We start from the raw sequence: 20,780 nt of genomic DNA, 5'->3' as shown, positions 1-20,780 counted from the left end.
ATGAACATCAGATTCAGAGATATCCTCATCATGCAGCTGGAAGAAGAGTTGCAAACTGCAAAACAGATAGATACCGATGAACTTGCAGATGAGATCCACAATATAGGATTTGATTGCCTGATGTGTGGGAAATGCTGCCGCCGGGAACATGGAGATAACCGGGTTGCTGTTGTCCCTGCTGAGATCCGCAGCATACAAAACGGCAGCAACATTGAATGGAATAACATAGCAGAACCATTAAACATAGAAATGGACTCTGCAGAAGAAGAATACAGCTTTCAAAAAGAATCCGGCATGATAGATGAAGATGGCAATATCCATACATTCGGATGGATGCTCCACAGAAAAAAAAACAGGGATTGCACCTTTATCCCGGATGAAAAAACGGACAACCGATGCAGAATATATAAACTAAGACCACTCCTGTGCAGCACGTACCCATTCTACATGGAAGGACTCAAACTCAAAACTTCAGAATGTGAAGGACTGGGAAGGAAAAGCACATGGCTAAAAAGTAAAGAAATTGCTGACCAGGTGCTTAAAAGATACCTGTGTGAACTGCAGGATACTATCCTTACATATGAGAACTATAATGGATTCACAAAAGGTGAAAATGGACAGATTATCGCAGAATCTAACATGAAGCAAGGCTACTTAAATTACGCCGTTCATAATAGTGAGGGAACCTGTAATATAACAAAAATATTTGAATTTAAGCTTATCGATTGATTTATAATGAATAAACATTATGCAGGAATAAACATGTCCACTAACAATGAACCTATGACGATCTCTGAGAAGATCTTTTCAAAGGCTGCCGGTAAGACGGTAAAAGCCGGAGAATTCGTAATGGCAAATATAGACAGGGCAATGACCCATGACATCACAGGACCTCTTGCCGTAGACGGTTTCTACGAAATAATGAGGGACAAGGAAGAAAAGAAGGTATGGGACCCAAGCAAGATAGTTATTCTTTTCGACCATCAGGTTCCTGCAGACTCACTTAATGCTGCAGCCAACCACACCATGCTCAGGAAATTTGCCAAAGAGCAGGGAATTATTAATTATGACGTTTTTGAAGGTGTCTGCCATCAGGTAATGCCTGAGAAGGGACACGTCAAACCCGGAGACCTGGTAGTAGGTTCTGACTCACACACCTGTGCCTATGGTTCACTTGGCGCGTTCTCAACAGGTATCGGTTCAACCGACATGGCAGCTGTGTTCGCATCAGGAAAGCTCTGGTTCAAAGTGCCTGAGACCATAAGGTTCGAAGTCGAAGGAAAGCTTCCAAAGCACGTCTATTCCAAGGATGTTATCCTCCATCTTATCGGAGATGTGGGTGCAGAAGGTGCAAGATACAAGGCTGCAGAATATGCAGGTTCAACCATCAGGTCAATGCCAATATCCGAACGTATGACCGTTTCCAACATGGCCATCGAAATGGGAGGAAAAGCAGGTATAATAGAAGCTGATGCGGTTACCGAGAAATACCTCAAAGAGCGCATACCGGACTATGAGTTCGATCCATACTGGGCATCAGATGAAGGTGCTGAATGTGAGCTTCATAAGTACGATGTCAGCAACCTTGAACCACAGGTCGCATGTCCCCACAATGTGGACAACGTTAAACCTGTAACAGAAGTTGAAGGCACAAAAGTAGATCAGGTATTCGTAGGTTCCTGTACCAACGGACGTTTTGAAGATATTGAAGTTGTTGCCAAGATGATGGGTGATGAGCCTGTTGCAAAAGGAGTAAGACTCCTTATCATCCCTGCATCAAGGACAGAATACATGAAGGTTCTCAGGGCGGGATATATAGAGCAATTCATGGAAGCAGGAGCAATGGTAGAATCTCCATGTTGTGGTCCATGTATGGGTGGTTCTTTCGGCCTTCTCGGTGATGGTGAGGTCGGACTTGCAACATCCAACCGTAACTTCAAGGGACGAGAAGGAAGCCCACAGTCCTTTGTGTACCTGAGTTCACCTGCAACAGCAGCAGCGTCCGCACTCACCGGAGAGATAACAGATCCAAGGAAGATCTGATATCTTTCTTTTTTCAATGAGAGACCACAAAAGATATATTACTCAAATTTATATGATAGTTTCAGACGTTGGAATAACCAACACTACCCCGTCATATTGTGTGTGGATTACAACCAACGTCACTAAGACTTCTTTTTAAGATTTTCAACTTTAATAGTGGCTTTGCACCATAAAGATGTAATATGATTACCATATATTTGAAAAGGATTAATCATGCAAGATACTGATATCTCAATTTTTAATGAATTATATGGGATCATAAAAGACAGGAAAGAGAACCCTGTTGAGAATTCATACGTATGCTCCTTGCTCGACCACAGAAAAGGTATTGACAAAATACTGGAAAAAGTAGGGGAAGAATCAATTGAAACTATACTTGCTGTGAAAAGCGGAAAAAGAGAAGAGATCATATACGAATCATCAGATCTTCTTTTTCACCTCATGGTGATGTTTGTGGCTGAGGGAATAACTCTCGAAGAAATTGCCACCGAGCTTCAGAAAAGAAGAAAATAGTTTTAATAAACTATCAATTCGTGGAAGACATCCTTTTTGGACAGGACGCCTTTTGGCTCACCGTCGAACGAAACCAGTAAAAAACCGATGTCGTGTTCGTCAAAAACCTTCACAGCATCATAAAGCGAAGTTTCTGAATCTACAGTTATAAGATCGCGGGTCATAATTTCCTTGACCTTAGCAGTCATCTTACCTTTTGCTACAGCATCGCCTATATCCGTGAAGGTGACAATACCAAGTATTTCACCATTGTCAATTACAGGTGCCCCATGTATGCTGTTGTCTACAAGCAAGCGTGCAGTTTCCTGAATAGAGGCATTTCCGTTTATAGATATCATATTCAAACGGGCATAGTCCTTAACAGGCTTCTTTGGGAGAGAGATCATTTCATTTATAGAGAAGACAAGAGTGTTCTTTGTGTCATCCCTTCCCACTACCTCACCACGAACTATTAATTTGTTAACAGGTGTGGGACCAATCTGAAAAAGGTCGCCCTGTTCAAATCCCTTGATGTTGCCAAGAACCTTGATCATACCATGGCAAAGATCCGGGTGTCTTACTGTAGTGAAACTTATCTCAGCTACTGTTGCGCCATCCACAAGAATATCGTTTCTATAGATTGGCACTGCAGCCTCGTGGTCCATTGCAGTGATACTTAAAGCTTCATAAGCATCGCCTGTTGCTTTATAGCCCCCTTTGGGACCGGGAACCCCTTCAACAAGACCAAGAACTTTCAAAGATTGCATCTGATTTCGGACAGTGCCAGGGTTACGGCTAATAAGCTCTGCAATCTCTTCGCCTTTAACAGCACGGTCTTTTTCTCTCTGTAAATTAATCAATGCAATCAGAATATCTTTTTGTATGGGAGTCAGTTCCATAAAATCACCGGTCCATAAACTAAAATCTAGTTTATACATACTCAAAGAAGATATATAAAATATAGTATTACCCCCTAAGGATATAAGAGGAGAATACACCTATAAGGAACAGGAATTTATATCTTAAAGTGATTTGAGCCAACGACAGGAAGGAACATGATTTTTGAAAAAATAAATACAGTCCCTACAGCGGATGAATTGCTGGACAAATCGTTCAGAAGAGCCACTAGGGCAATGTCAGGGAAAACGATTACCGGAAGAAAGACCGCTCTTCAAGCGAACGAGTCTATGGTACTGACAGCTGCTAACATACTTACAGATAACCTAAAGAATATAGTTAGAAGATTCCCTACTTTTGAGAACCTGCCCCCATTCTATTATGAACTTGCAGATGTGATGGTAGGTGTCGATGATATGAGACAATCCCTTAGCAGGCTTGATTGGGCCAGTGCAAAGATACATGAGGTTGCAAGGGATCACGTCGGAAAGATGAGAAAGACCAGAGATCCCCTGCCTGTTAGAAAACAGTGTTTTGGGCGTCTTTCATCCATTATAGGCTCAATCGATAAGGACCTGCTTTTCCTGAATGAGTCCAGGAACAAACTCCGAAAACTTCCTTCAGTACATGACGAGCCAACCATTGTGGTTGCAGGATACCCAAACATAGGAAAATCAAGTTATGTCACAAAGGTCACAGGAGCAACGCCTGAGATAGCACCATATCCATTTACCACCAAAGGTGTTTCTATCGGACATTTCTTCGTTGGCCATGACAGGTATCAGGTACTGGACACGCCCGGCCTTCTTGACAGACCAATGTCAGATCGCAATGAAATTGAATTGCAGGCAATAACTGCACTAAGGAACCTGGATGCTGTGGTTCTTTTTATCATTGATGCAAGTGAAACATGCGGATACGAGATCGAAGACCAGAAGCGTATGCTTGAAGAGGTCCGCAGTGAATTTAAATTACCGGTACTTGTTGTTGCAAACAAGGCAGATCTGCCACAATTCAGGGAACTTGATTATGTAGATATGAAAATGTCTACTGCAACAAATGAAGGTGTCAGTGAAGTAACCTCAACCCTTATTGAGATGGTTAAAAAAGAGATCAAAGAGAAAGAGAGAATTAAAGAAGAGAAGAAAATAATGACAGATGACCAGTAAGGTCATCATCACAACACTTTTTTCATTATATCAAGCGCATTTTTTAGGTTCTCCATCGATGAAGCATATGAAAGGCGTATATGCCCTTCACCACGGTCACCAAATGCAGCCCCCGGAACAACAATAACACCATTGGATACCAATTTTGATGCAATTTCTCCGGATTTTGAACCTTCGGGAACTTCCGGAAAAGCATAGAATGCGCCTTTTGGAGAAGCACAGTTCAAGCCAATTGAGTTCAGGCCATCCACAAGCATATCCCTGCGGGCTTTGAACTCATCGCGCATGGCAAACACTGAATCCATTGGCCCTTCAATAGCCGCAAGTGCAGCTTTCTGTGCAATGGAGTTCGCGCATGCCTGTACATATTGGTGGACCTTGATCATCTGTTCAGTATATTCTTTTCTCGCCGCAACATAACCAATTCTCCATCCAGTCATGGAAAATGTCTTGGATACCGCATTTACCGTGATGACATTATCAGAGAACTGCGCAGGACTGACATGTTCCCCCTCATAAATGAAATGCTCGTAAACCTCATCGGATATGATGGTAATTCCATAGTCATCTGCTACCTGGGCAAATGCTTTCATATCACTTTTACTTTGAACAGCACCAGTAGGATTTGCAGGAGAATTAATGATCATTGCCTTTGTCTTTGGAGTTATTTTCTCCACGACATCCTCAGGATTTATTGTGAGATCATCTGCAAGAGGAAGGGGCACTACACGACCACCCATCAGACTCACTAATGAGTTGTAAGAAACAAAACCAGGATTTGCCACCAGTACTTCATCCCCCGGATCAACCAATGAGGCAATTGCGATTTCAAGTGCCTCTGAAGCACCTGAAGTAACAATAATCTCATCAGCAGAAGCAGCGAAATTATTCTCTTTTTGGAATTTGGAACTTAAAGCCTGACGAAGTTCAGGAATCCCCGGGCCTGCCGTATAGCCCGTGAACCCTTCGTTAATAGCATCTATTGCAGCCTGCTTGATGTGCTGCGGAGTGTCAAAATCAGGCTGCCCAAGACCAAGATTAATTGAGTTTGGGCCTGCACCTTCAAACATCTTCCTGATCCCGGAGATGTCTATATCCAAAACCCTCTGTGCGAACTTCGATTCAGGCATAATTATCCCTTCATTCAATATTTGTGTGCCTGGATTTCAGGTCCTCTTCAGAAGCACCTGTGATATAAATGAGCTCTGCGATAATAGCATCGAGGAACACACTTGATGATGTTTCAAAGGAAGTTCCCAGTGGTGTAAGGTATGAGTATTCACCACGCATGTGACGTTCAACATAGCCACCCACATCATCCTTATTCCTTCCTGGAAGAACAATTACAGTATCAGATAACTCGCCCAATTTGGAAGCCTTATTGGAAGTAATTGTAACAAGTTTAGCACCAATATCTTTAGCAACCTTTCCAAGATCTGAAACTGAACGCGTCTGTCCTGAACCGGAAATAGCGATTACTATATCTTCCTTACTTACAGCAGGAGTCGTAGTTTCACCCACAACATGTGATGCAAAACCAAGATGCATAAGCCTCATGGCAAATGCCCTTCCAACAAGACCAGAACGACCGGCGCCCATTACAAAGATGCGCCTTGCACTCATTATGTCTCCCAGCATTTGCCGGACAGAATCCTTGTCAAGCTTTTCAGCTACATTTTCAAGATGTTCAGCCATTAATAAAATAGAAGATGTTAAAAATTTACATTCGGATAAATGGATTTCTTTCATCGGATTTCCTCTTGGGGTCAATCGAAAATTATAGTGCCACTATGTTTTTCTTTTGCATCATCCTTATAATTGATGCTTTTTAGCTTCCAGCCTTCGATGTTGCTCAACTCCCCATACAAACGCATGATGTCAGAGTCATCTCCAGTCCAGTAGCAGTCTAAGATAGTGTCCTTATCTTTAAGTTCTTCGGTAATGGAACCTGCAAGATGGAAAAGAGCTTTTTTGCTGGAAAAAGGAACATTAAAAGTCGTTCTGTATCCATGCTTTGATTTTGCATAGGATACAAGTACATATCCATGGCTCTCATATTCCGTTATTTCCTCAAAATCACAGATAAAGTCCAGTTCATGGACTGCTGAGTGTTCAATATTGGAAATACCCAGAAGTATCTGTCCGACTACAATATCCGGCACCTGCCTTCCAAACCATACGGATATTTTACCGTATGTGCAGACTACATTCACATCATCCCTCCCCATCTCGAAAGAAGACAGGGAGAGATTAGGTGATATGAGATTTTCCTGATTTTCTTTTTGATCCATTTGCTTCACGCAAATTATTTGCTTGTGGAAATAAGAGCACTTATCATGTTGCGGTCTCTCCTAAGAGTCTTCAGCTGATCGGCAGGTCCGATAACAGTGAGTCTTGACTTAAGAGTGTTCTTTTTAAGGATCTTGCCTAAAAATGAAGTGTCCACTTCTGACGGATAGCTTTCCATTTCTATACCTGAAAAACCATCAGGTTCGATAAGAGTCATTGTCATCTCTATCAGGCTTGCTTCCTCTTCAGGACTCAGGCCTTTTTCAAGGACCAATATCTTTCCATTTCTCACCTCATCAATAATAAATCTGACCTTTTCCACCGGAGTCATTTCTGACAACCTGTGTTCTGATACAAGATCCATCTGGAAGCCCTGCATTGACATCACCCGAACCTCTTTGCAAGTTCTTCATAAAATGTGTCTATATTCTTTCCCTCCAAGGCTGAAATTGAAACCATCGGATGTTGAGGGAAAGCATCCCTTATAGTTGAAGGGGAAGCCTCTGCAAGATCAACCTTGTTGGCAACTATAAGAAGTGGAAGGCTTCTTGCCTCCATGTTACCAATAACAGTTACATTTACCTGGGTAAATGGATCTTCTGTGGCATCCATGACAAGAATGACACCATCAAGGTTCTCAAGCCACTTCACAGCTTCAATAACACCTTCTGTTGCTTCTTTTGCACGTCTTTTTGATTCGGCTTCATCCATTCCCTGTTCCATGAATTCATGGAAATCGATCTTTGTAGCAAGTCCGGGAGTGTCGATAATATCAAGGGATATGGAACTTCCATTTGTCTTGATGGTCACACCTTCTCTACGCCTTGCACGCCTTGTTTCGTGAGCAATATGTGAAACAGAGCCCATGGCATCACCCGTCCAGTCCCTTACTATCCGATTAGCAAGAGTGGTTTTCCCTGCATTTGGCGGTCCGTATATTCCTATTCGAGCATTTTGTTTTTTAAACATTCTCTTGAAAATGTCTGAAAAATTCTTTTTGAATTTCCTGATTACGCCCATTCATTCCCTCCGTAAAGTATCATTATATTAAATATTGGATAATTTTAGTAGTATAAACACTCATTAACATATATTTTTTATTATCCAAACATGTAAATCGCTTATAAAAACTCATACAATCCTTGACATTGCACAATTTATTGCAATCTCTGCAATGTTGGAACCGTAGTCACCTGTTCGATCAATACTATCAACCACTGTACCAAGAGCAACAACTGATCCATAGGAATTTATTTTCAAAATAGCTTCATTGAGTTTATGGATCATTGGAGACATCTTACTAACTCTACCAATTACCTGATTAGCGAGCTCGACATCGAAATTATATAGAGCATCTATTGCATCCTCGACTATCTTTCTTGACATCTCAGAAGTTACCTCTATCATTTCCATGATATCATCGGGAATTGGAGCATCAAGGGTCGTTGTGATCTTTGCAATCTTGCGTGCGTGGTCCGCTATACGCTCAATTGGACCGGCTGCCATTCTAAGATCATGGTACTCGTCTATAGATGTTTCAGCTGCATCAGGCAACCTTGCCCCACGCAATATAGAACGAAACTGTTTTGCAATTAGCAGAAACAAACGATCCACATCATCATCCCTCTGATCAACATCCAAAGCAAGGTCCGCATCAAGGGTCTTGATGGCCTTTATTGCATCCATATGCATAGAATTCGAGATTAGATACATCCGCCTAACACTCTTTTTTATGGAAATCTCATCGGGATTCAGAAGATCCTGAATAACTACCTTTTTTGCAGTTTCTTCTATAATTTCAGGGCCTATCAGCTTGTAACACATGCTACGGATGACATTCTTTTGTTCGGCAAGTATCCTTTCAGCCTTTACTTCTATAATATCAGAACCTGCAAGGTAAGCAGCTATCATGTCCCTTATAAGTGCATCACCCATTCTTCCTGTGACATCTATCTGAATCTTCCTTACAGGATGAGTGTCATGTATCGGGTCAAGGACTAATTTACCATCCGGCTGAGGTTGCAAAGTCACTCTGCTGCCTGTTTTGATTCCAACTTTATCTGCCCAGGTTTTTGGAAGTGATATTATGTAAGTTGAACCACCTGTCTGCTGAACTTTTCTGGTTTCTATTGAAATCCCTCATTTATGTTTAAATCATAACCGAATATATAGAACATAAAAGTAATATATAGGTGTTTCCTTGCAAGAGAAAATATATAAATGATAATATTTAAATTATGTGTATGCAAGAGATGAAAATTACACACACCGACACAAATCTGTTAAGAAAAATAATGCCACTTATATGCCTGACCATACCATGGGAAGTCTATTTTTACTCAACCGGGTGGGGAATCAAATTCTCAGTATTTTATGCAAACTTTGATCTTGTGTATGGAACTTTTTTTGTAAACATCTTCAAGCAAATGACATTGCTTTCTTACGGAGGATTTTATCCATCCATAAGGACCCTTGCCTGGATCACAGGAGCAATATTTTGTATAGTTTTGGCAATCTACGAACTTTTGAAGGAAGAAATCAAAAAAGACTATGGAACCAGAACAACTGCTATTGCCCTTATTTCCTGTGGAATACTCACATTCATCAGTTCAGTTGCAATATGGAATTCGGATTTCAAAACCTTGCCTGTAGCCCCGTTATTTTTTATAGCATTCGGATACCTGTTACTTCAGACAGATAAAAGAAAAATAAATACAGCATAAACCCGTAAAACAGTATTCATAAATGAATACTCTACTTTTTTGAATTATCATGCAGCACTACATCTGCAGAAAAGGAAATATTTGAAGACAAAATAAGTATTGCAAATTGAAGACAAAATAAGTATTGCAAATAATTCATAGTTCAAATTCACCATTTTTCTGCCTGATAGAAAACTATAGCTTCGGTTCCGGAGTTCTAATGCTTTATAAAAATGTAACCGCAGATATAGTAACTTTCAACCGAATAATTCAATGATATAATTATTAATAACTATATAATAGTAGTGGACAATAATTATATATGGACAAATAATAATAGGAAAACATAATTATAGAAGTTAGCAGAACATATAGCATGTGAAGCTGGAAATTAAATTGAAGGGTACAGGCAAAAGAAAATCCTTTTGTAACTATTTAGCCTACCACAATTAGCCTATTGATACTGATTTAATCAAAACGGAGATGTTTGCTCACTAACAACCTAAGAATCAAAAAAGCAATCAATGGCAACAATCAAAATTAATGATCCTAATAAAATGTAGGTCTCAACTTTTTGTCAAGATTGCTATTGATAGTGTTTTTATCAGGCTGAATAGTTACATCCTTTTTTGAACTAAGTGTCTGGGTAGTTATATCTGTAGTATAATATTAGTTTATTAGTATAACATTATACTTAAAAAATAATATCTGAAAGCTAGTGGCTTTTAAGGTTATGAGTTCGAATTGCACCATTAACCATCCAGGTCATTCAGCAAATAAATACGATTACAATTACAGTGAACTTGGTAGTAGTCTTGCACCAACGCTCAACCTTTTAAAAAGTTCTGTACTGGTTTCTTTTTCAGGTGCCCTCAGAATACACATAGCATTTCTTCTTATGCACATTAGCTCTGTTTTTTATAACTGCCTTGCAGGAGGACTTATCATTTACGCAGTCTACACCCTTGACCGAGCGATGGATGTAGAAGAGGATGCGGCCAATAGGCCTGAATTAAAAGGTGCGTCAAAAAAAACGGCACTGATTGTTTCACTTATCTGTTTTTTAATAGGAGCAGCCATACTCAGCGCAAATGGATTGATCATGATAGCTTTTCTTCCACTGGTAACCGGTTACCTCTATACCAAGGGCATTAAGGTAGGAAAGTTCAATCTAAGACTCAAAGGGGGAATGGGGATGAAAAATCTTGTCGTGGGAATTACCTGGGGAGCATTTATCGCAGGAATTGCAGGTATTTATGCTGCCAGCATTGTTGCACCACTAATAGTCTTCCTGTATTTTGGCATGAAACTGTTCATAAATTCTACAATATATGATTTTAAAGACATTAAAGGAGACACAATGGCAGGAATTAAGACATTACCTGTAGTACTCGGAAAACAAAGAGCAAAAATACTTCTGTTCACTCTGCATTTGTTGGCTCACTCAATGCTGTTGATGTTCATAATGACAGAAATGATTGCTTTTGAACCAATAATACTGGGTTACAGCTTCATCATCGGATTATTATATATCAAAAACTTTGCCGAACAGGTCGAAATAGAGACAAACAAAAGGCTGACAAAGAGGCTATTCATGATAGACGGAGAATCAACCTCAATTGTCGGACTGAGAACCATTGTAAATGGTCTTATAGTCTGATCCATTATCAAATAGAAGGGATCTGACGAGACATTCCTTTGTAATGATCGAAAAGGTCACTTCCCCATTTAAGGGATGATCGATCATATCCTACCAGATCATCCCGGGGATCATATGTGTCAGGATTAAAGAAAAGAGACATTGAAAAGAAAACATCCGTAACCACAAATGCTACTTTGATATCATCAACAACAAATAACTCCGTTTGAGAAGCATTCAAATAGTATTCAAGTTTCTCGCGATGTTCATCCCGAACCTTAGAAAACACCTTTTCTGTTAGTATCAGAGATGTAGGAACATTCCTTTCAGCCATCCCCACTACAAAATCAGGGTATGTTGGAATAAATATAGATGATACACCTTTGAGGAAAGATGACTTTGAAATGTTTTCGGTGAAAGTCTTATGAGATTCATAAATATTCTCAATACTATCCGAGACAAGTTCACTGTTCTTCAGTTCCATGAGATTGTCGATCATGCTTTGTGGAATATCATCAAGATAATGTTCTTTCCAAAATGATTCATTCTTTTCTATGGTCTCAATTATTTCCAGAAATGGCCTGAAGTGCCTGATCATGGCTAGGCCTATAGGAGTGATTTGATAGTGTTTATCAGCTTTCTTTATAAGATTGTAGTTCACCATCTCTTTAATCCGAGGAGATATTTCTGGAGAAGATACATTGAAATATTCTTTTATATCAGATAGCGTGCAAGGCTTTTCCTCAAGTAAGAACAAAATGTCTTTCCTTTTTTCTGAAAAGGTCAGTATACTTAGAATCCCCTTTGATTTCACAATAAATACCTTCATTTTTCGTGAGTTATATGCCCAAACAACCAGCGAGTAAAACTTATTTAATAATATAAAGCTTATTTGATGACTTATAAGTGTTTTCTAATCAGGCACGGACGATGATGAAATAATATACAAAAACGTCCAAAATTTATGAATAGTCACGCCAAATCTACTTGATAATATCATTAAAAAATATACAAAATAAAAAGAGAAAGCACTTCAATGCAAGAAGTGCCTCATTCCGGTGAATACCATAGATACAGCCAATCTGTTAGCTGTGTCAATGACTTCCTTGTCCCTTATAGAACCACCCGGAGATAGAATATACTTAATTCCATGTTCAGCTGAATGCACTACACTGTCATCGAATGGGAAGAAAGCATCCGATGCCATGGCGCATTTCGAAAAGACATCATTGCAGTATTCATCAAAAGAAACATCAGACGTCTCCCGATCATATATGACCTGAAGGTTCTCACGGGCTTTTGTCACAGCAAGTTTTCTAATGGAATCAACCCTGTTTGGCTGCCCTGCACCCATTGAAAGCATCATGTAGCAACCGTCCTGATATTCATATCCAAGAGTTACAGCATTTGACTTTACACACTTGCATGCATGCATTGAAAATTCAGAGACCGCTCGCATGTCCTCAGGATATTCAATATCTGTTACACATTCCCATTTATCATAGATACCTACGTTTCGGGACTGCTTCAGTATACCACCGTTAACATACTTGTAGGTGTCATCCATACTAAAAGGTTCATTGAACTCAGGAAGCTCAAGAATACGAAGGTTTGCACTCTTATTCTTCAGATATTCAAGGGCATCATGTTCAAAGCCGGGAGCAAGAATGATCTCAACAAATTTCCCATTCAGGAATTCTGCCGACTGTAGATCAAAGACAGTGTCAGTACAGATAATACTTCCATAAGCGGATATGGGATCGCCGTCCCATGCTGCCTGAAGTGCCTGTAACAACGTATTGCCGGTGGCAAGTCCACAGGGGTTGTTGTGTTTTACAATTGTCACGACAGGTTTGGAAGAAGACATCTCTTTGACTGTCTGAAGGGCATTATCAGCATCAATATAGTTGTTATAGGACAACTCTTTACCATGAAGCTGTTTTGCATTTGCAAGGGATGGACCCTTAATGCCAGCCTCTTTATAGAATTTAGCTTCCTGATGCCAGTTCTCACCATATCTGAGCGTGACACCATCAGTAAAGTTCAGGCGTAGTACATCCTGACCAAGCAACTCCTTGCTAAGGTAAGTATCAATTGTTGCATCATAATCTGCCGTATGTCTGAAAGCCTTCACCGCAAGCTGTTCTCTGGTTTGTTGAGAAATAATACCAGCAGAACGAATCTCCTTTAGTATGTGACCATAATCCAACGGATCGCATACAACACTCACTGAACGATAATTCTTGGCAGCCGAACGAAGCATGGCAGGCCCGCCAATATCAATATTTTCAATAGCTTCTTCAAGCAATACGCCTTCTTTCGAAACCGTGACCTCAAAAGGATAAAGGTTGACCACTACAAGGTCTATCATTTCTACATCTGCTTTTTGGGCCTCTCCCATATGATCATGATCGTCCCTTATACAAAGGATGCCGCCATGAATCTTAGGATGAAGAGTCTTAACCCTGCCGCCCATCATTTCCGGGAAACCTGTTACATCCGATACATCCGTGACCTTAATATCTGCGTCACGAAGCATGCGGGCGGTTCCTCCGGTAGAAATAATCTGTATATCCAGTTTTTCGAGTCCACGAGCAAAATCTACAATTCCGGTCTTATCAGAAACGCTGAGCAGTGCTCTCTTTACCAAAAAATCACCGTACGAAATTGGGGAATATACACTATAAGGCTTCTGGTCAACATCAGGAATTGAATTTGACAACGGGACAGACGTCGATGCATTTTCCACAATGTACACATCCTTCATTAATAATAGCAAGTCCTTTCTTCATTTTTATGGATCTATGACTGCAATTACCCACGCAGACACCACAACCACTGCAAAGCAGGGCTCTTCTTACAGAGAGTTCCACTTTTTTCATCAGTTTCCTTGCATCTTTGTCAGAATCACTTCTCGCAGTAACACTGCCTGAGGCAAATATCTGTGCACGGTCCTCTTCAAGGCTTACCATAGCCACACCTTCCATGTAAGAAGCCTTTCCTACTGCCTCTAGCATTCCTGTGTGCTCAAGTCTTCCCAGGTCAACAGGGCCATCAAAACCACCCTCTGCAGATATTCCTCCCTGTTTACATGGGCGATAGCCGGAAGTTATGACAAAGTTCAGGCTATTTTCATTACTGCCTTTTGGAATAAACTCTATCCCTTTTTTCTTTGCAATTTCCTTCAACTGAGGAGGAAGTTCTTTCCATCTCCAGAAACCATGTTTGACCCAGTCCTCTGACAGCCCCATGCGCTGCGCATAAGAAAGCAGATAATCATTCAGTTTCTTTTCCATTTCAGGATGGGTTTCCTTAAGCCTCACAAGATCAGCCAGTGAACAGGAAGGACATAGCCAGCATCCTATTCTGTCAAACCCATTCTCATACATTGGATTGAACAGAAGCTCGTTCTTGAATATATAGAGCCAGACATGCATTGCGGTCCAGTTCTGAATAGGTGCTGCAGCCACTTGATTTCCAACCCATGGATTCTTCCAGACACGTTCACTTTTAGCTCTTGCGCTGGATTCATATTTCCTCTGCCCTATGAAAGTAAGACAACCATCCTCATAATTTTCATTTATTATCTGAGTAATGGGTCCAAGTTTACATACCTTACAGCACCAGCGAACTTCCACACTTGGAGGACCGAAGCTGTCGACGGAGTCCCAAAAAGCATCACCTGAGCTAATTATATTCAGAGTTTTGCCATAATATTGCGTAACATCATGGACATTTTTCAGGGTTTCAGGGAACTCGATGCCGGTATCAGCAAAAATAAGATCATAGTCATCAAGACATTCACTAACAAGGTGAAGCACCGCAAGACTGTCCTTACCACCTGAATAGGAGACAGTCGCCGGACGGTCCACTGAAGAAGAAACATTTTTGATGAATTTGTGGGACCGCTCGACAAAGTCATTCATATAAGTCTCATTTGCCTTTACAACGTCATTCCAGGTCTGTCCGCCAGAGGGGATAACAATAGCTTTAGGCTCTTCCTTAGAGCGCACTTTAACGGCAACACCTTTGCCCCTTTCAAGCATTTTTTCCCCGGTCATACGGGAACGGCCCGTACCAAGAACTTTTCCATCATGGGTCAGGACCACTACCTCATTCAATTCCCTGATAGATGGATCGGCATCTTTAACTCCAGGGGCAAGTAAACTTGCACCGCCGAGGATAAATTTTTCAGCACCTTCATCGACAGACACCCAGCTTTTAAGGGTATTGTGATCAGCATTATCGAATATACGACGCGCACCATTTAACCTCAGGAGCAGAACCCACTTCAACTGTTCGAGTTCAAAACGGATAGTCCCTATAACTTCACCGTCAACAATTATCTCATCCATACGGTCATCATAAGGTGATTTATTCATGACCACCACTCGCTCATCAGCTATCAGTGGTGCATTGAACTGTTCAATTGAGAGTTTATTGACAAGGTCTACATCATACGGAAAAGCAGGCCGAATATCACCAGGGGGAGTTATTGTTACCTGCCCCGTAGCAGTACCACAAGAACATTCTTTTCCAAGAACAGGAACATTACATGAAGGACACCAGTAAAGGAGCAATTCACCGAGATAAAGAGCTTTTGACATTGTGCATCCTCGAGATTGAAGTATTAAATACTTTTTGGCAATCAAATACTTAAAAGAATTTTGAAGCAAGAGATGATTTCACGTTACACATCTCAGAATAACTGCAATCAGCACAAAGAGAGCTTTCTTTTTTATCAGGCATACTGCCTTCTTTTATCTTCCTTACACGTCCGATTGCCTTTAGAACCTGTCTGCGGTCATTTGCATGGATGTTAACATTCCTGTAAAGACCTGACCTTGCATACAGAACAAAGCCGGACTTGATAATGCTACCATACATATCCTCAGCAAGCATTGCAAAAGATGTAAGGTGTAACCTGTCATTCATCCACACACCATTTTCGGGAACTTTGCCTGTTTTAATGAGCACAGGAACAAACGACCCCCCAATTTCCACCAATCTGTACGGAATACCTGTTACATTGAGCTTTTCAGAATGAAGGAACGGCTCTTCATCTGAATCTGAAAGGTTTTCAGCCAGAACTGATAATTCAGGATCTTTTGCCTATGCAGATAGGTTTTGTTGTATCTCGCCAAAGTATGCCCTTATAGTCTCCGATGCTCCATCGACGAGTTCTGCTGTAACTTGCCCTACTTCATCCGGATATATCAGGTTTATATCATCAATTACCTGCGTAAGCAAACTTTCGAGGTCTTCAAATGATACATCGTCTTTTGACGAAGAACACTTCAAGATGTAAGGATACGACATGGCCATTTCCTTTAATATAAGATACTTCATATAGGATATTGAAGAAGGATTTACTGGATTGTGGCCGCGGCATGAATAATATAATTTCCTCGCACAGGAAAAATAAACGGATAATTCAGAAACCGTTATTTTTGTTTTTGCACTTTTAAGAAACATATTTTTATATTATATATATAACATACTATAAATAAACAAATGATTCCAGTGGAAATGTATCGACAATAAACGAACTTGTATTCGTTAAATATATATGTTAATCTACCCTTAGGAATGTAAAGCATGAATGAAGACGAATCACACGGAATGGTTCGCCAGCGTCTTGCAGAAAAGATGGCAGGCGAGATAACACTATCTGGAAAACCTGGCGAGGCCTTGAAAAAATGGCGATTGAACTTCGAAATCGCACAGACGGACCTATCCGGTTATCTCGGTGTTTCACCTTCCGTCATCAGCGACTATGAAAGTGGCAGGAGGAAATCTCCAGGCACACTTATTGTGAGTAGAATAGTCGCAGCCCTTCTCGAAATAGATTCACAGAGAGGAGGACAGAAAATTCATGCTTATGAGGGGATACTTTTCGCAGATAAAACGTCAAAGGCCATTTACGCCACCTATGAATACACATTTCCCATGCAGGTTGCAAAGCTTGCCAATATCATTCAGGCAGATATCGTTAACAAAGGAATCGAGAAACCATTGTATGGTTTTACCGTGGTTGACAGCAAAAAAGCTATTCTTGAACTTTCATCCCATGAGTTTCAGAAACTCTATGGCTGGAGTACAGAGCGTGCAATGATATTCACAAAGGTCACAACCGGCAAGTCACCAATGGTAGCCATAAGGGTCACGAACCTGAAACCAGGTGCTGTTGTTATACATGGGCTGCGTGGAAATGAGGTTCATTTAATAGCGAAGAAAATGGCCGAAATTGACAGGATCCCCCTCCTTGCAACAACAATGGACATTGATGAAATGGTAGAAGCGCTGAAAAAGTATAGCTGATACCGCATTATCGAGTAAATATCACATTTAAATGGTGTTAAGATGAGTGTAGGGATAGTCTCATATGGTGCCTATGTACCAAAATATAGAATTAAGATCGAAGAAATCGCCCGTGTATGGGGAGACGATGCAGAAATACTCAGATCAGGACTGATGGTCAACGAAAAAGCAGTTCCTGATGTTGATGAGGACGCAGCTACAATTGCAGTGGAGGCTGCAAGAGCCGCAGTTTTAAGATCAGATATAGATGCGCAGAGAATAGGTGCAGTTTACACCGGTTCAGAAAGCCATCCTTATGCTGTCAAACCTACCAGTACTATAGTTGCAGAAGCAACCGGTGCAACGCCGGTACTTACTGCAGCTGATTTTGAATTTGCATGCAAGGCAGGGACCGCAGCAGTCCAGGCATGCATGGGACTTGTTTCCTCAGGAATGATAGACCTCGGGCTTGCCATTGGGACTGATGTTGCCCAGGGAGCCCCGGGAGATGCTCTTGAATATACTGCCGCAGCAGGCGGTGTTGCTTTTGTAATCGGGAACAAGGAATCAGAGCTTGTAGCCGTTATCGAGGATACATATTCTTTTACGACCGATACCCCTGACTTCTGGAGACGTGAAGGCATGCCATACCCCGAACACGGAGGCAGATTCACAGGAGAACCAGGATACTTCAAGCATGTTTCAAACGCTGCGAAGGGCCTTATGGCAAAAATGGATACAAAACCTGCTGATTATGATTATGCAGTATTCCACCAGCCAAACGGAAAATTCCCGACACGTGTAGCTAAAATGCTTGGCTTCAGTAAAGAACAGATAAAGCCCGGACTTGTAGTTCCAAGACTTGGAAACACATACTCAGGCTCATGCATGATGGGAATTGCAGCAACTATGGATCAGGCAAAACCAGGAGACCGCATATTTGCAACCGCATTTGGATCAGGAGCAGGCGGAGATGCCTTCAGCATAACAGTGACTGACAAGATAGAAGAAATACGTGATAATGCACCTAAGGTAGAAGAACTCCTTGAAAACCCGATCTATATAGACTACGCCAAATATGCCAAGCATAAAGGGAAAATAAAGGTAGCATGAGGTGTGAAAAATGAGAGATGTAGCAATTATAGGTGTTAAGAACACAAAATTTGGTGAGCAGTGGGACCGCTCCTTCAGGGACCTCGTTGTAGAGGCGGGTGTAGGTGCTGTTGGTGATGCTGGTGTTGTCGGAGAGAAGATCGACTCAATGTTCGTCGGAAACATGAGTGGCGGACAATTTGTTGAGCAAGAACACATCGGAGCACTTATCGCTGATTATTCAGGTCTTGCAAAGGATATACATGTGCCTTCAACACGTGTTGAGGCCGCCTGCGCTTCAGGTGGACTTGCGCTGAGGCAGGGTATCTATGCTGTGGCTTCAGGAATGGATGATATTGTGATCGCTGCCGGAGCCGAGAAAATGACAGATGTGCCATCAGCAAAAGCATCATCAGCCCTTGCAGCAGCAGCTGACAGGGAATGGGAAGGTATCATGGGAGCAACTTTCCCTGGATTGTACGCAATGATAGCAAAGATGCACATGCACAAATATGGAACCACAAGCGAACAATTAGCATCAGTGGCTGTGAAGAACCACCACAATGGACAGCACAACCCTATAGCTCAGTACAAGAGCCAAATCACTATTGAATCGGTTCTGAAATCCATAATGGTAGCAGATCCGCTTCATATATTCGATTGCTCACCTATTACCGATGGTGCATCTGCTGTTGTACTTGCACCAGCAGATATAGCCCATGAATTTACCGATACACCAATCTATGTGAAAGCGACCGCACAGGCATCTGATACCATTGCACTGCATGACCGCAGGGACATAACAACTCTTGATGCGGCTGTAGCAGCCGGAAAAAGAGCATACCAGATGGCAAAGATGGAACCAAAGAACATTGATCTTGCAGAGGTTCACGATTGTTTCACAATTGCGGAGATATGCGCTATTGAAGACCTTGGTTTTGCAAAGAAAGGTGAGGGTGGAATAATGACCATGAATGGAGAGACGGAAATTGGTGCAAAGATACCAATTAACACTTCAGGCGGACTCAAATCCTGTGGACATCCTGTAGGAGCAACCGGTGTTAAACAGGCTATTGAGATTGTTCAGCAACTTCGCGGTGAAGCCGGAAAGCGTCAGGTTGACGGAGCTGAGGTTGGAATGACCCACAATGTGGGAGGTTCCGGAGCGACTGCTGTTGTACACATATTCTCAAGGGATCGGTGATTATCATGTCAGTACCACGATTTTGGAGAAAACAGATAGCAAGGTACAATCTTGTAGGCACACACTGTCAGAAATGCGATGAATACTTCTATCCCCCTCGCAACATGTGTCCTGCATGCAGGCGTGAAGGTGAGATAGAGGATTTCAAATTCAGCGGAAAAGGTGAGGTTATGACATTCACTGTGATCCATACTGCTGCTGAAGGTTTTGAGAACCAGACACCTTATGTTCTTGGGATAATCAAACTGGAAGAAGGACCAAGCCTTACAAGCCAGATAGTATGCGATTCTAAAGAAGCATATATCGGCATGAAAGTAAGTCCTGTATTCAGGAAGCTGGGACAAGACGGTGAACAGGGTATGATCTACTACGGTACCAAATTTGTCCCTGAAAATGCTAGAAATTGAAGTCAAAGCCCGTGCCAACCACCAGCAGGTAAAAGAATTGCTGGCAGGCATGGGTGCTAATTTTATAGGTGTCCAGCATCACTGCGACACCTACTTTAATGCCCCTCACAGGGATTTTGCAAACACCGATGAAGCATTGAGGATACGCTCCGTGGATGGCAGGTCTGTGTTGACCTATAAAGGTAAAAAACTGGACACGATATCCAAGACACGTGAGGAAATCGAAACCGATGTCGACGGTGGAAATGCCCGCAGTATTCTTCTGGCTCTCGGGTTCTATGAATCAGGGGTGGTCAAAAAGACAAGAGAAATATTAAAATATAAAGATATGACCATCTGCCTTGACAATGTAGAAGACCTGGAAGAATTTATTGAAGTCGAGATAACTGCTGAATCTGATATTGAGTTACATAGAAAACAGATATTCTCATTTTTGAATGAATTGGGTATTGGGGAAGAGGATTCCATCAGGACATCCTATCTTGAGATGGTGCTTGGAAAGAAAGAAGGCAAATGATTCACTCATTCTAGTATCATATTTTGGGT

General features: G+C 41.4%; 23 protein-coding genes. 11 read left to right on the top strand and 12 right to left on the bottom strand.

Annotation, left to right across the window (positions count from 1 at the left end; genetic code table 11):
• The 3 genes from WN948_RS08865 (at position 1) to hisE (ending at position 2,556) form a co-directional block, all read left to right on the top strand.
• Positions 1 to 729, top strand: a complete 729-nt coding sequence (locus WN948_RS08865) for a YkgJ family cysteine cluster protein (protein ID WP_342303848.1) — start codon at positions 1 to 3, stop codon at positions 727 to 729.
• A 33-nt stretch (positions 730 to 762) separates the two neighbouring features.
• Positions 763 to 2,043, top strand: a complete 1,281-nt coding sequence (locus WN948_RS08860) for a 3-isopropylmalate dehydratase large subunit (RefSeq protein ID WP_342303847.1) — start codon at positions 763 to 765, stop codon at positions 2,041 to 2,043.
• Positions 2,044 to 2,256: 213 nt separating this feature from the next.
• Positions 2,257 to 2,556 carry a phosphoribosyl-ATP diphosphatase gene (gene hisE / locus WN948_RS08855; RefSeq protein ID WP_342303846.1) on the top strand — a complete coding sequence of 100 codons (300 nt, stop codon included), beginning with the start codon at positions 2,257 to 2,259 and terminating at the stop codon, positions 2,554 to 2,556.
• Positions 2,557 to 2,558: 2 nt separating this feature from the next.
• Here hisE and WN948_RS08850 read toward each other — a convergent pair whose 3' ends face one another.
• A complete protein-coding gene (locus WN948_RS08850; protein ID WP_342303845.1) occupies positions 2,559 to 3,434 on the bottom strand; it encodes a CBS domain-containing protein in 876 nt (291 codons plus the stop codon).
• Positions 3,435 to 3,590: 156 nt separating this feature from the next.
• Between WN948_RS08850 and WN948_RS08845 the strand changes: the two genes are divergently transcribed.
• Positions 3,591 to 4,601 (top strand): NOG1 family protein, encoded by a 1,011-nt coding sequence (locus WN948_RS08845; RefSeq protein WP_342303844.1) that lies wholly within the window; start codon positions 3,591 to 3,593, stop codon positions 4,599 to 4,601.
• 8 nt (positions 4,602 to 4,609) lie between these two features.
• Here the strand turns inward: WN948_RS08845 and WN948_RS08840 are convergent, their stop codons facing one another.
• The 6 genes from WN948_RS08840 to WN948_RS08815 form a co-directional block, all read right to left on the bottom strand.
• On the bottom strand, positions 4,610 to 5,731 hold the full coding sequence (locus WN948_RS08840) for a pyridoxal phosphate-dependent aminotransferase (RefSeq protein ID WP_342303843.1): 1,122 nt from the start codon (positions 5,729 to 5,731) through the stop codon (positions 4,610 to 4,612).
• 10 nt (positions 5,732 to 5,741) lie between these two features.
• The gene (gene hxlB, locus WN948_RS08835) at positions 5,742 to 6,350 is read right to left on the bottom strand and encodes a 6-phospho-3-hexuloisomerase (protein ID WP_342303842.1); all 609 of its coding nucleotides are present in this window, start codon (positions 6,348 to 6,350) and stop codon (positions 5,742 to 5,744) included.
• A gap of 17 nt (positions 6,351 to 6,367) precedes the next feature.
• Positions 6,368 to 6,892 carry a hypothetical protein gene (locus WN948_RS08830; protein ID WP_342303841.1) on the bottom strand — a complete coding sequence of 175 codons (525 nt, stop codon included), beginning with the start codon at positions 6,890 to 6,892 and terminating at the stop codon, positions 6,368 to 6,370.
• A 14-nt stretch (positions 6,893 to 6,906) separates the two neighbouring features.
• Positions 6,907 to 7,269: a DUF2073 domain-containing protein gene (locus tag WN948_RS08825; protein ID WP_342306446.1), complete on the bottom strand. Its 363-nt coding sequence runs from the start codon at positions 7,267 to 7,269 to the stop codon at positions 6,907 to 6,909.
• 5 nt (positions 7,270 to 7,274) lie between these two features.
• Positions 7,275 to 7,910, bottom strand: coding sequence for a GTP-binding protein (locus tag WN948_RS08820; protein WP_342303840.1), 636 nt, complete (start codon positions 7,908 to 7,910; stop codon positions 7,275 to 7,277).
• A gap of 111 nt (positions 7,911 to 8,021) precedes the next feature.
• On the bottom strand, positions 8,022 to 9,020 hold the full coding sequence (locus WN948_RS08815; RefSeq protein ID WP_342306445.1) for a PhoU domain-containing protein: 999 nt from the start codon (positions 9,018 to 9,020) through the stop codon (positions 8,022 to 8,024).
• Between the two features lie 122 nt (positions 9,021 to 9,142).
• Between WN948_RS08815 and WN948_RS08810 the strand changes: the two genes are divergently transcribed.
• A complete protein-coding gene (locus WN948_RS08810; RefSeq protein ID WP_342303839.1) occupies positions 9,143 to 9,613 on the top strand; it encodes a hypothetical protein in 471 nt (156 codons plus the stop codon).
• 712 nt (positions 9,614 to 10,325) lie between these two features.
• On the top strand, positions 10,326 to 11,252 hold the full coding sequence (locus WN948_RS08805) for a UbiA family prenyltransferase (protein WP_342303838.1): 927 nt from the start codon (positions 10,326 to 10,328) through the stop codon (positions 11,250 to 11,252).
• A 7-nt stretch (positions 11,253 to 11,259) separates the two neighbouring features.
• Here WN948_RS08805 and WN948_RS08800 read toward each other — a convergent pair whose 3' ends face one another.
• From WN948_RS08800 to WN948_RS08780, 5 genes are all read right to left on the bottom strand, one after another.
• The gene (locus WN948_RS08800; RefSeq protein WP_342303837.1) at positions 11,260 to 12,045 is read right to left on the bottom strand and encodes a winged helix-turn-helix domain-containing protein; all 786 of its coding nucleotides are present in this window, start codon (positions 12,043 to 12,045) and stop codon (positions 11,260 to 11,262) included.
• 219 nt (positions 12,046 to 12,264) lie between these two features.
• Complete coding sequence (gene purH, locus WN948_RS08795; protein ID WP_342303836.1) at positions 12,265 to 13,881, bottom strand: bifunctional phosphoribosylaminoimidazolecarboxamide formyltransferase/IMP cyclohydrolase; 1,617 nt, start codon at positions 13,879 to 13,881, stop codon at positions 12,265 to 12,267.
• 52 nt (positions 13,882 to 13,933) lie between these two features.
• Positions 13,934 to 15,838, bottom strand: a complete 1,905-nt coding sequence (locus WN948_RS08790) for a phosphoadenosine phosphosulfate reductase family protein (protein ID WP_342303835.1) — start codon at positions 15,836 to 15,838, stop codon at positions 13,934 to 13,936.
• 49 nt (positions 15,839 to 15,887) lie between these two features.
• Entirely contained in the window at positions 15,888 to 16,319 is a 432-nt protein-coding gene (gene cas4, locus WN948_RS08785) for a CRISPR-associated protein Cas4 (protein ID WP_342306444.1), read from the bottom strand.
• Between the two features lie 24 nt (positions 16,320 to 16,343).
• Positions 16,344 to 16,550 (bottom strand): hypothetical protein, encoded by a 207-nt coding sequence (locus WN948_RS08780; RefSeq protein WP_342303834.1) that lies wholly within the window; start codon positions 16,548 to 16,550, stop codon positions 16,344 to 16,346.
• Positions 16,551 to 16,829: 279 nt separating this feature from the next.
• On the opposite strand from WN948_RS08780, the gene WN948_RS08775 reads away from it, so the two are divergent.
• Genes WN948_RS08775 through cyaB form a run of 5 tightly spaced genes read left to right on the top strand, consistent with a single transcriptional unit; the run spans position 16,830 to position 20,751 of the window.
• Entirely contained in the window at positions 16,830 to 17,552 is a 723-nt protein-coding gene (locus WN948_RS08775) for a helix-turn-helix domain-containing protein (protein WP_342303833.1), read from the top strand.
• A 42-nt stretch (positions 17,553 to 17,594) separates the two neighbouring features.
• On the top strand, positions 17,595 to 18,644 hold the full coding sequence (locus WN948_RS08770) for a hydroxymethylglutaryl-CoA synthase (RefSeq protein WP_342303832.1): 1,050 nt from the start codon (positions 17,595 to 17,597) through the stop codon (positions 18,642 to 18,644).
• 10 nt (positions 18,645 to 18,654) lie between these two features.
• On the top strand, positions 18,655 to 19,827 hold the full coding sequence (locus WN948_RS08765) for a thiolase domain-containing protein (RefSeq protein ID WP_342303831.1): 1,173 nt from the start codon (positions 18,655 to 18,657) through the stop codon (positions 19,825 to 19,827).
• A 5-nt stretch (positions 19,828 to 19,832) separates the two neighbouring features.
• Positions 19,833 to 20,234 (top strand): Zn-ribbon domain-containing OB-fold protein, encoded by a 402-nt coding sequence (locus WN948_RS08760; protein ID WP_342303830.1) that lies wholly within the window; start codon positions 19,833 to 19,835, stop codon positions 20,232 to 20,234.
• Positions 20,221 to 20,751: a class IV adenylate cyclase gene (gene cyaB, locus WN948_RS08755; RefSeq protein WP_342303829.1), complete on the top strand. Its 531-nt coding sequence runs from the start codon at positions 20,221 to 20,223 to the stop codon at positions 20,749 to 20,751. The genes WN948_RS08760 and cyaB overlap by 14 nt, the downstream gene beginning before the upstream one ends.
• Positions 20,752 to 20,780 lie beyond the last annotated feature (29 nt).

The organism is Methanolobus sp. ZRKC5, assembly GCF_038446525.1.
In the GTDB taxonomy this organism is placed as follows: Archaea; Halobacteriota; Methanosarcinia; order Methanosarcinales; family Methanosarcinaceae; genus Methanolobus.
Note: the sequence above shows the minus strand (reverse complement) of the source record. Positions and strands in the feature narration are given on the sequence as shown.

What these genes read in the sequence shown, in the direction of transcription:
- hisE (WP_342303846.1), top strand. Translation starts at nt 2,257, where the DNA reads ATGCAAGATACTGATATCTCAATTTTTAATGAATTATATGGGATCATA.
- WN948_RS08810 (WP_342303839.1), top strand. Translation starts at nt 9,143, where the DNA reads ATGAAAATTACACACACCGACACAAATCTGTTAAGAAAAATAATGCCA.
- WN948_RS08865 (WP_342303848.1), top strand. Translation starts at nt 1, where the DNA reads ATGAACATCAGATTCAGAGATATCCTCATCATGCAGCTGGAAGAAGAG.
- WN948_RS08790 (WP_342303835.1), bottom strand. Translation starts at nt 15,838, where the DNA reads ATGTCAAAAGCTCTTTATCTCGGTGAATTGCTCCTTTACTGGTGTCCT.
- WN948_RS08780 (WP_342303834.1), bottom strand. Translation starts at nt 16,550, where the DNA reads ATGTCGTATCCTTACATCTTGAAGTGTTCTTCGTCAAAAGACGATGTA.
- WN948_RS08850 (WP_342303845.1), bottom strand. Translation starts at nt 3,434, where the DNA reads ATGGAACTGACTCCCATACAAAAAGATATTCTGATTGCATTGATTAAT.
- WN948_RS08760 (WP_342303830.1), top strand. Translation starts at nt 19,833, where the DNA reads ATGTCAGTACCACGATTTTGGAGAAAACAGATAGCAAGGTACAATCTT.
- WN948_RS08860 (WP_342303847.1), top strand. Translation starts at nt 763, where the DNA reads ATGTCCACTAACAATGAACCTATGACGATCTCTGAGAAGATCTTTTCA.
- WN948_RS08825 (WP_342306446.1), bottom strand. Translation starts at nt 7,269, where the DNA reads ATGCAGGGCTTCCAGATGGATCTTGTATCAGAACACAGGTTGTCAGAA.
- WN948_RS08820 (WP_342303840.1), bottom strand. Translation starts at nt 7,910, where the DNA reads ATGGGCGTAATCAGGAAATTCAAAAAGAATTTTTCAGACATTTTCAAG.
- cyaB (WP_342303829.1), top strand. Translation starts at nt 20,221, where the DNA reads ATGCTAGAAATTGAAGTCAAAGCCCGTGCCAACCACCAGCAGGTAAAA.
- WN948_RS08765 (WP_342303831.1), top strand. Translation starts at nt 18,655, where the DNA reads ATGAGAGATGTAGCAATTATAGGTGTTAAGAACACAAAATTTGGTGAG.
- WN948_RS08775 (WP_342303833.1), top strand. Translation starts at nt 16,830, where the DNA reads ATGAATGAAGACGAATCACACGGAATGGTTCGCCAGCGTCTTGCAGAA.
- WN948_RS08830 (WP_342303841.1), bottom strand. Translation starts at nt 6,892, where the DNA reads ATGGATCAAAAAGAAAATCAGGAAAATCTCATATCACCTAATCTCTCC.
- WN948_RS08805 (WP_342303838.1), top strand. Translation starts at nt 10,326, where the DNA reads ATGAGTTCGAATTGCACCATTAACCATCCAGGTCATTCAGCAAATAAA.
- WN948_RS08840 (WP_342303843.1), bottom strand. Translation starts at nt 5,731, where the DNA reads ATGCCTGAATCGAAGTTCGCACAGAGGGTTTTGGATATAGACATCTCC.
- WN948_RS08770 (WP_342303832.1), top strand. Translation starts at nt 17,595, where the DNA reads ATGAGTGTAGGGATAGTCTCATATGGTGCCTATGTACCAAAATATAGA.
- hxlB (WP_342303842.1), bottom strand. Translation starts at nt 6,350, where the DNA reads ATGAAAGAAATCCATTTATCCGAATGTAAATTTTTAACATCTTCTATT.
- WN948_RS08845 (WP_342303844.1), top strand. Translation starts at nt 3,591, where the DNA reads ATGATTTTTGAAAAAATAAATACAGTCCCTACAGCGGATGAATTGCTG.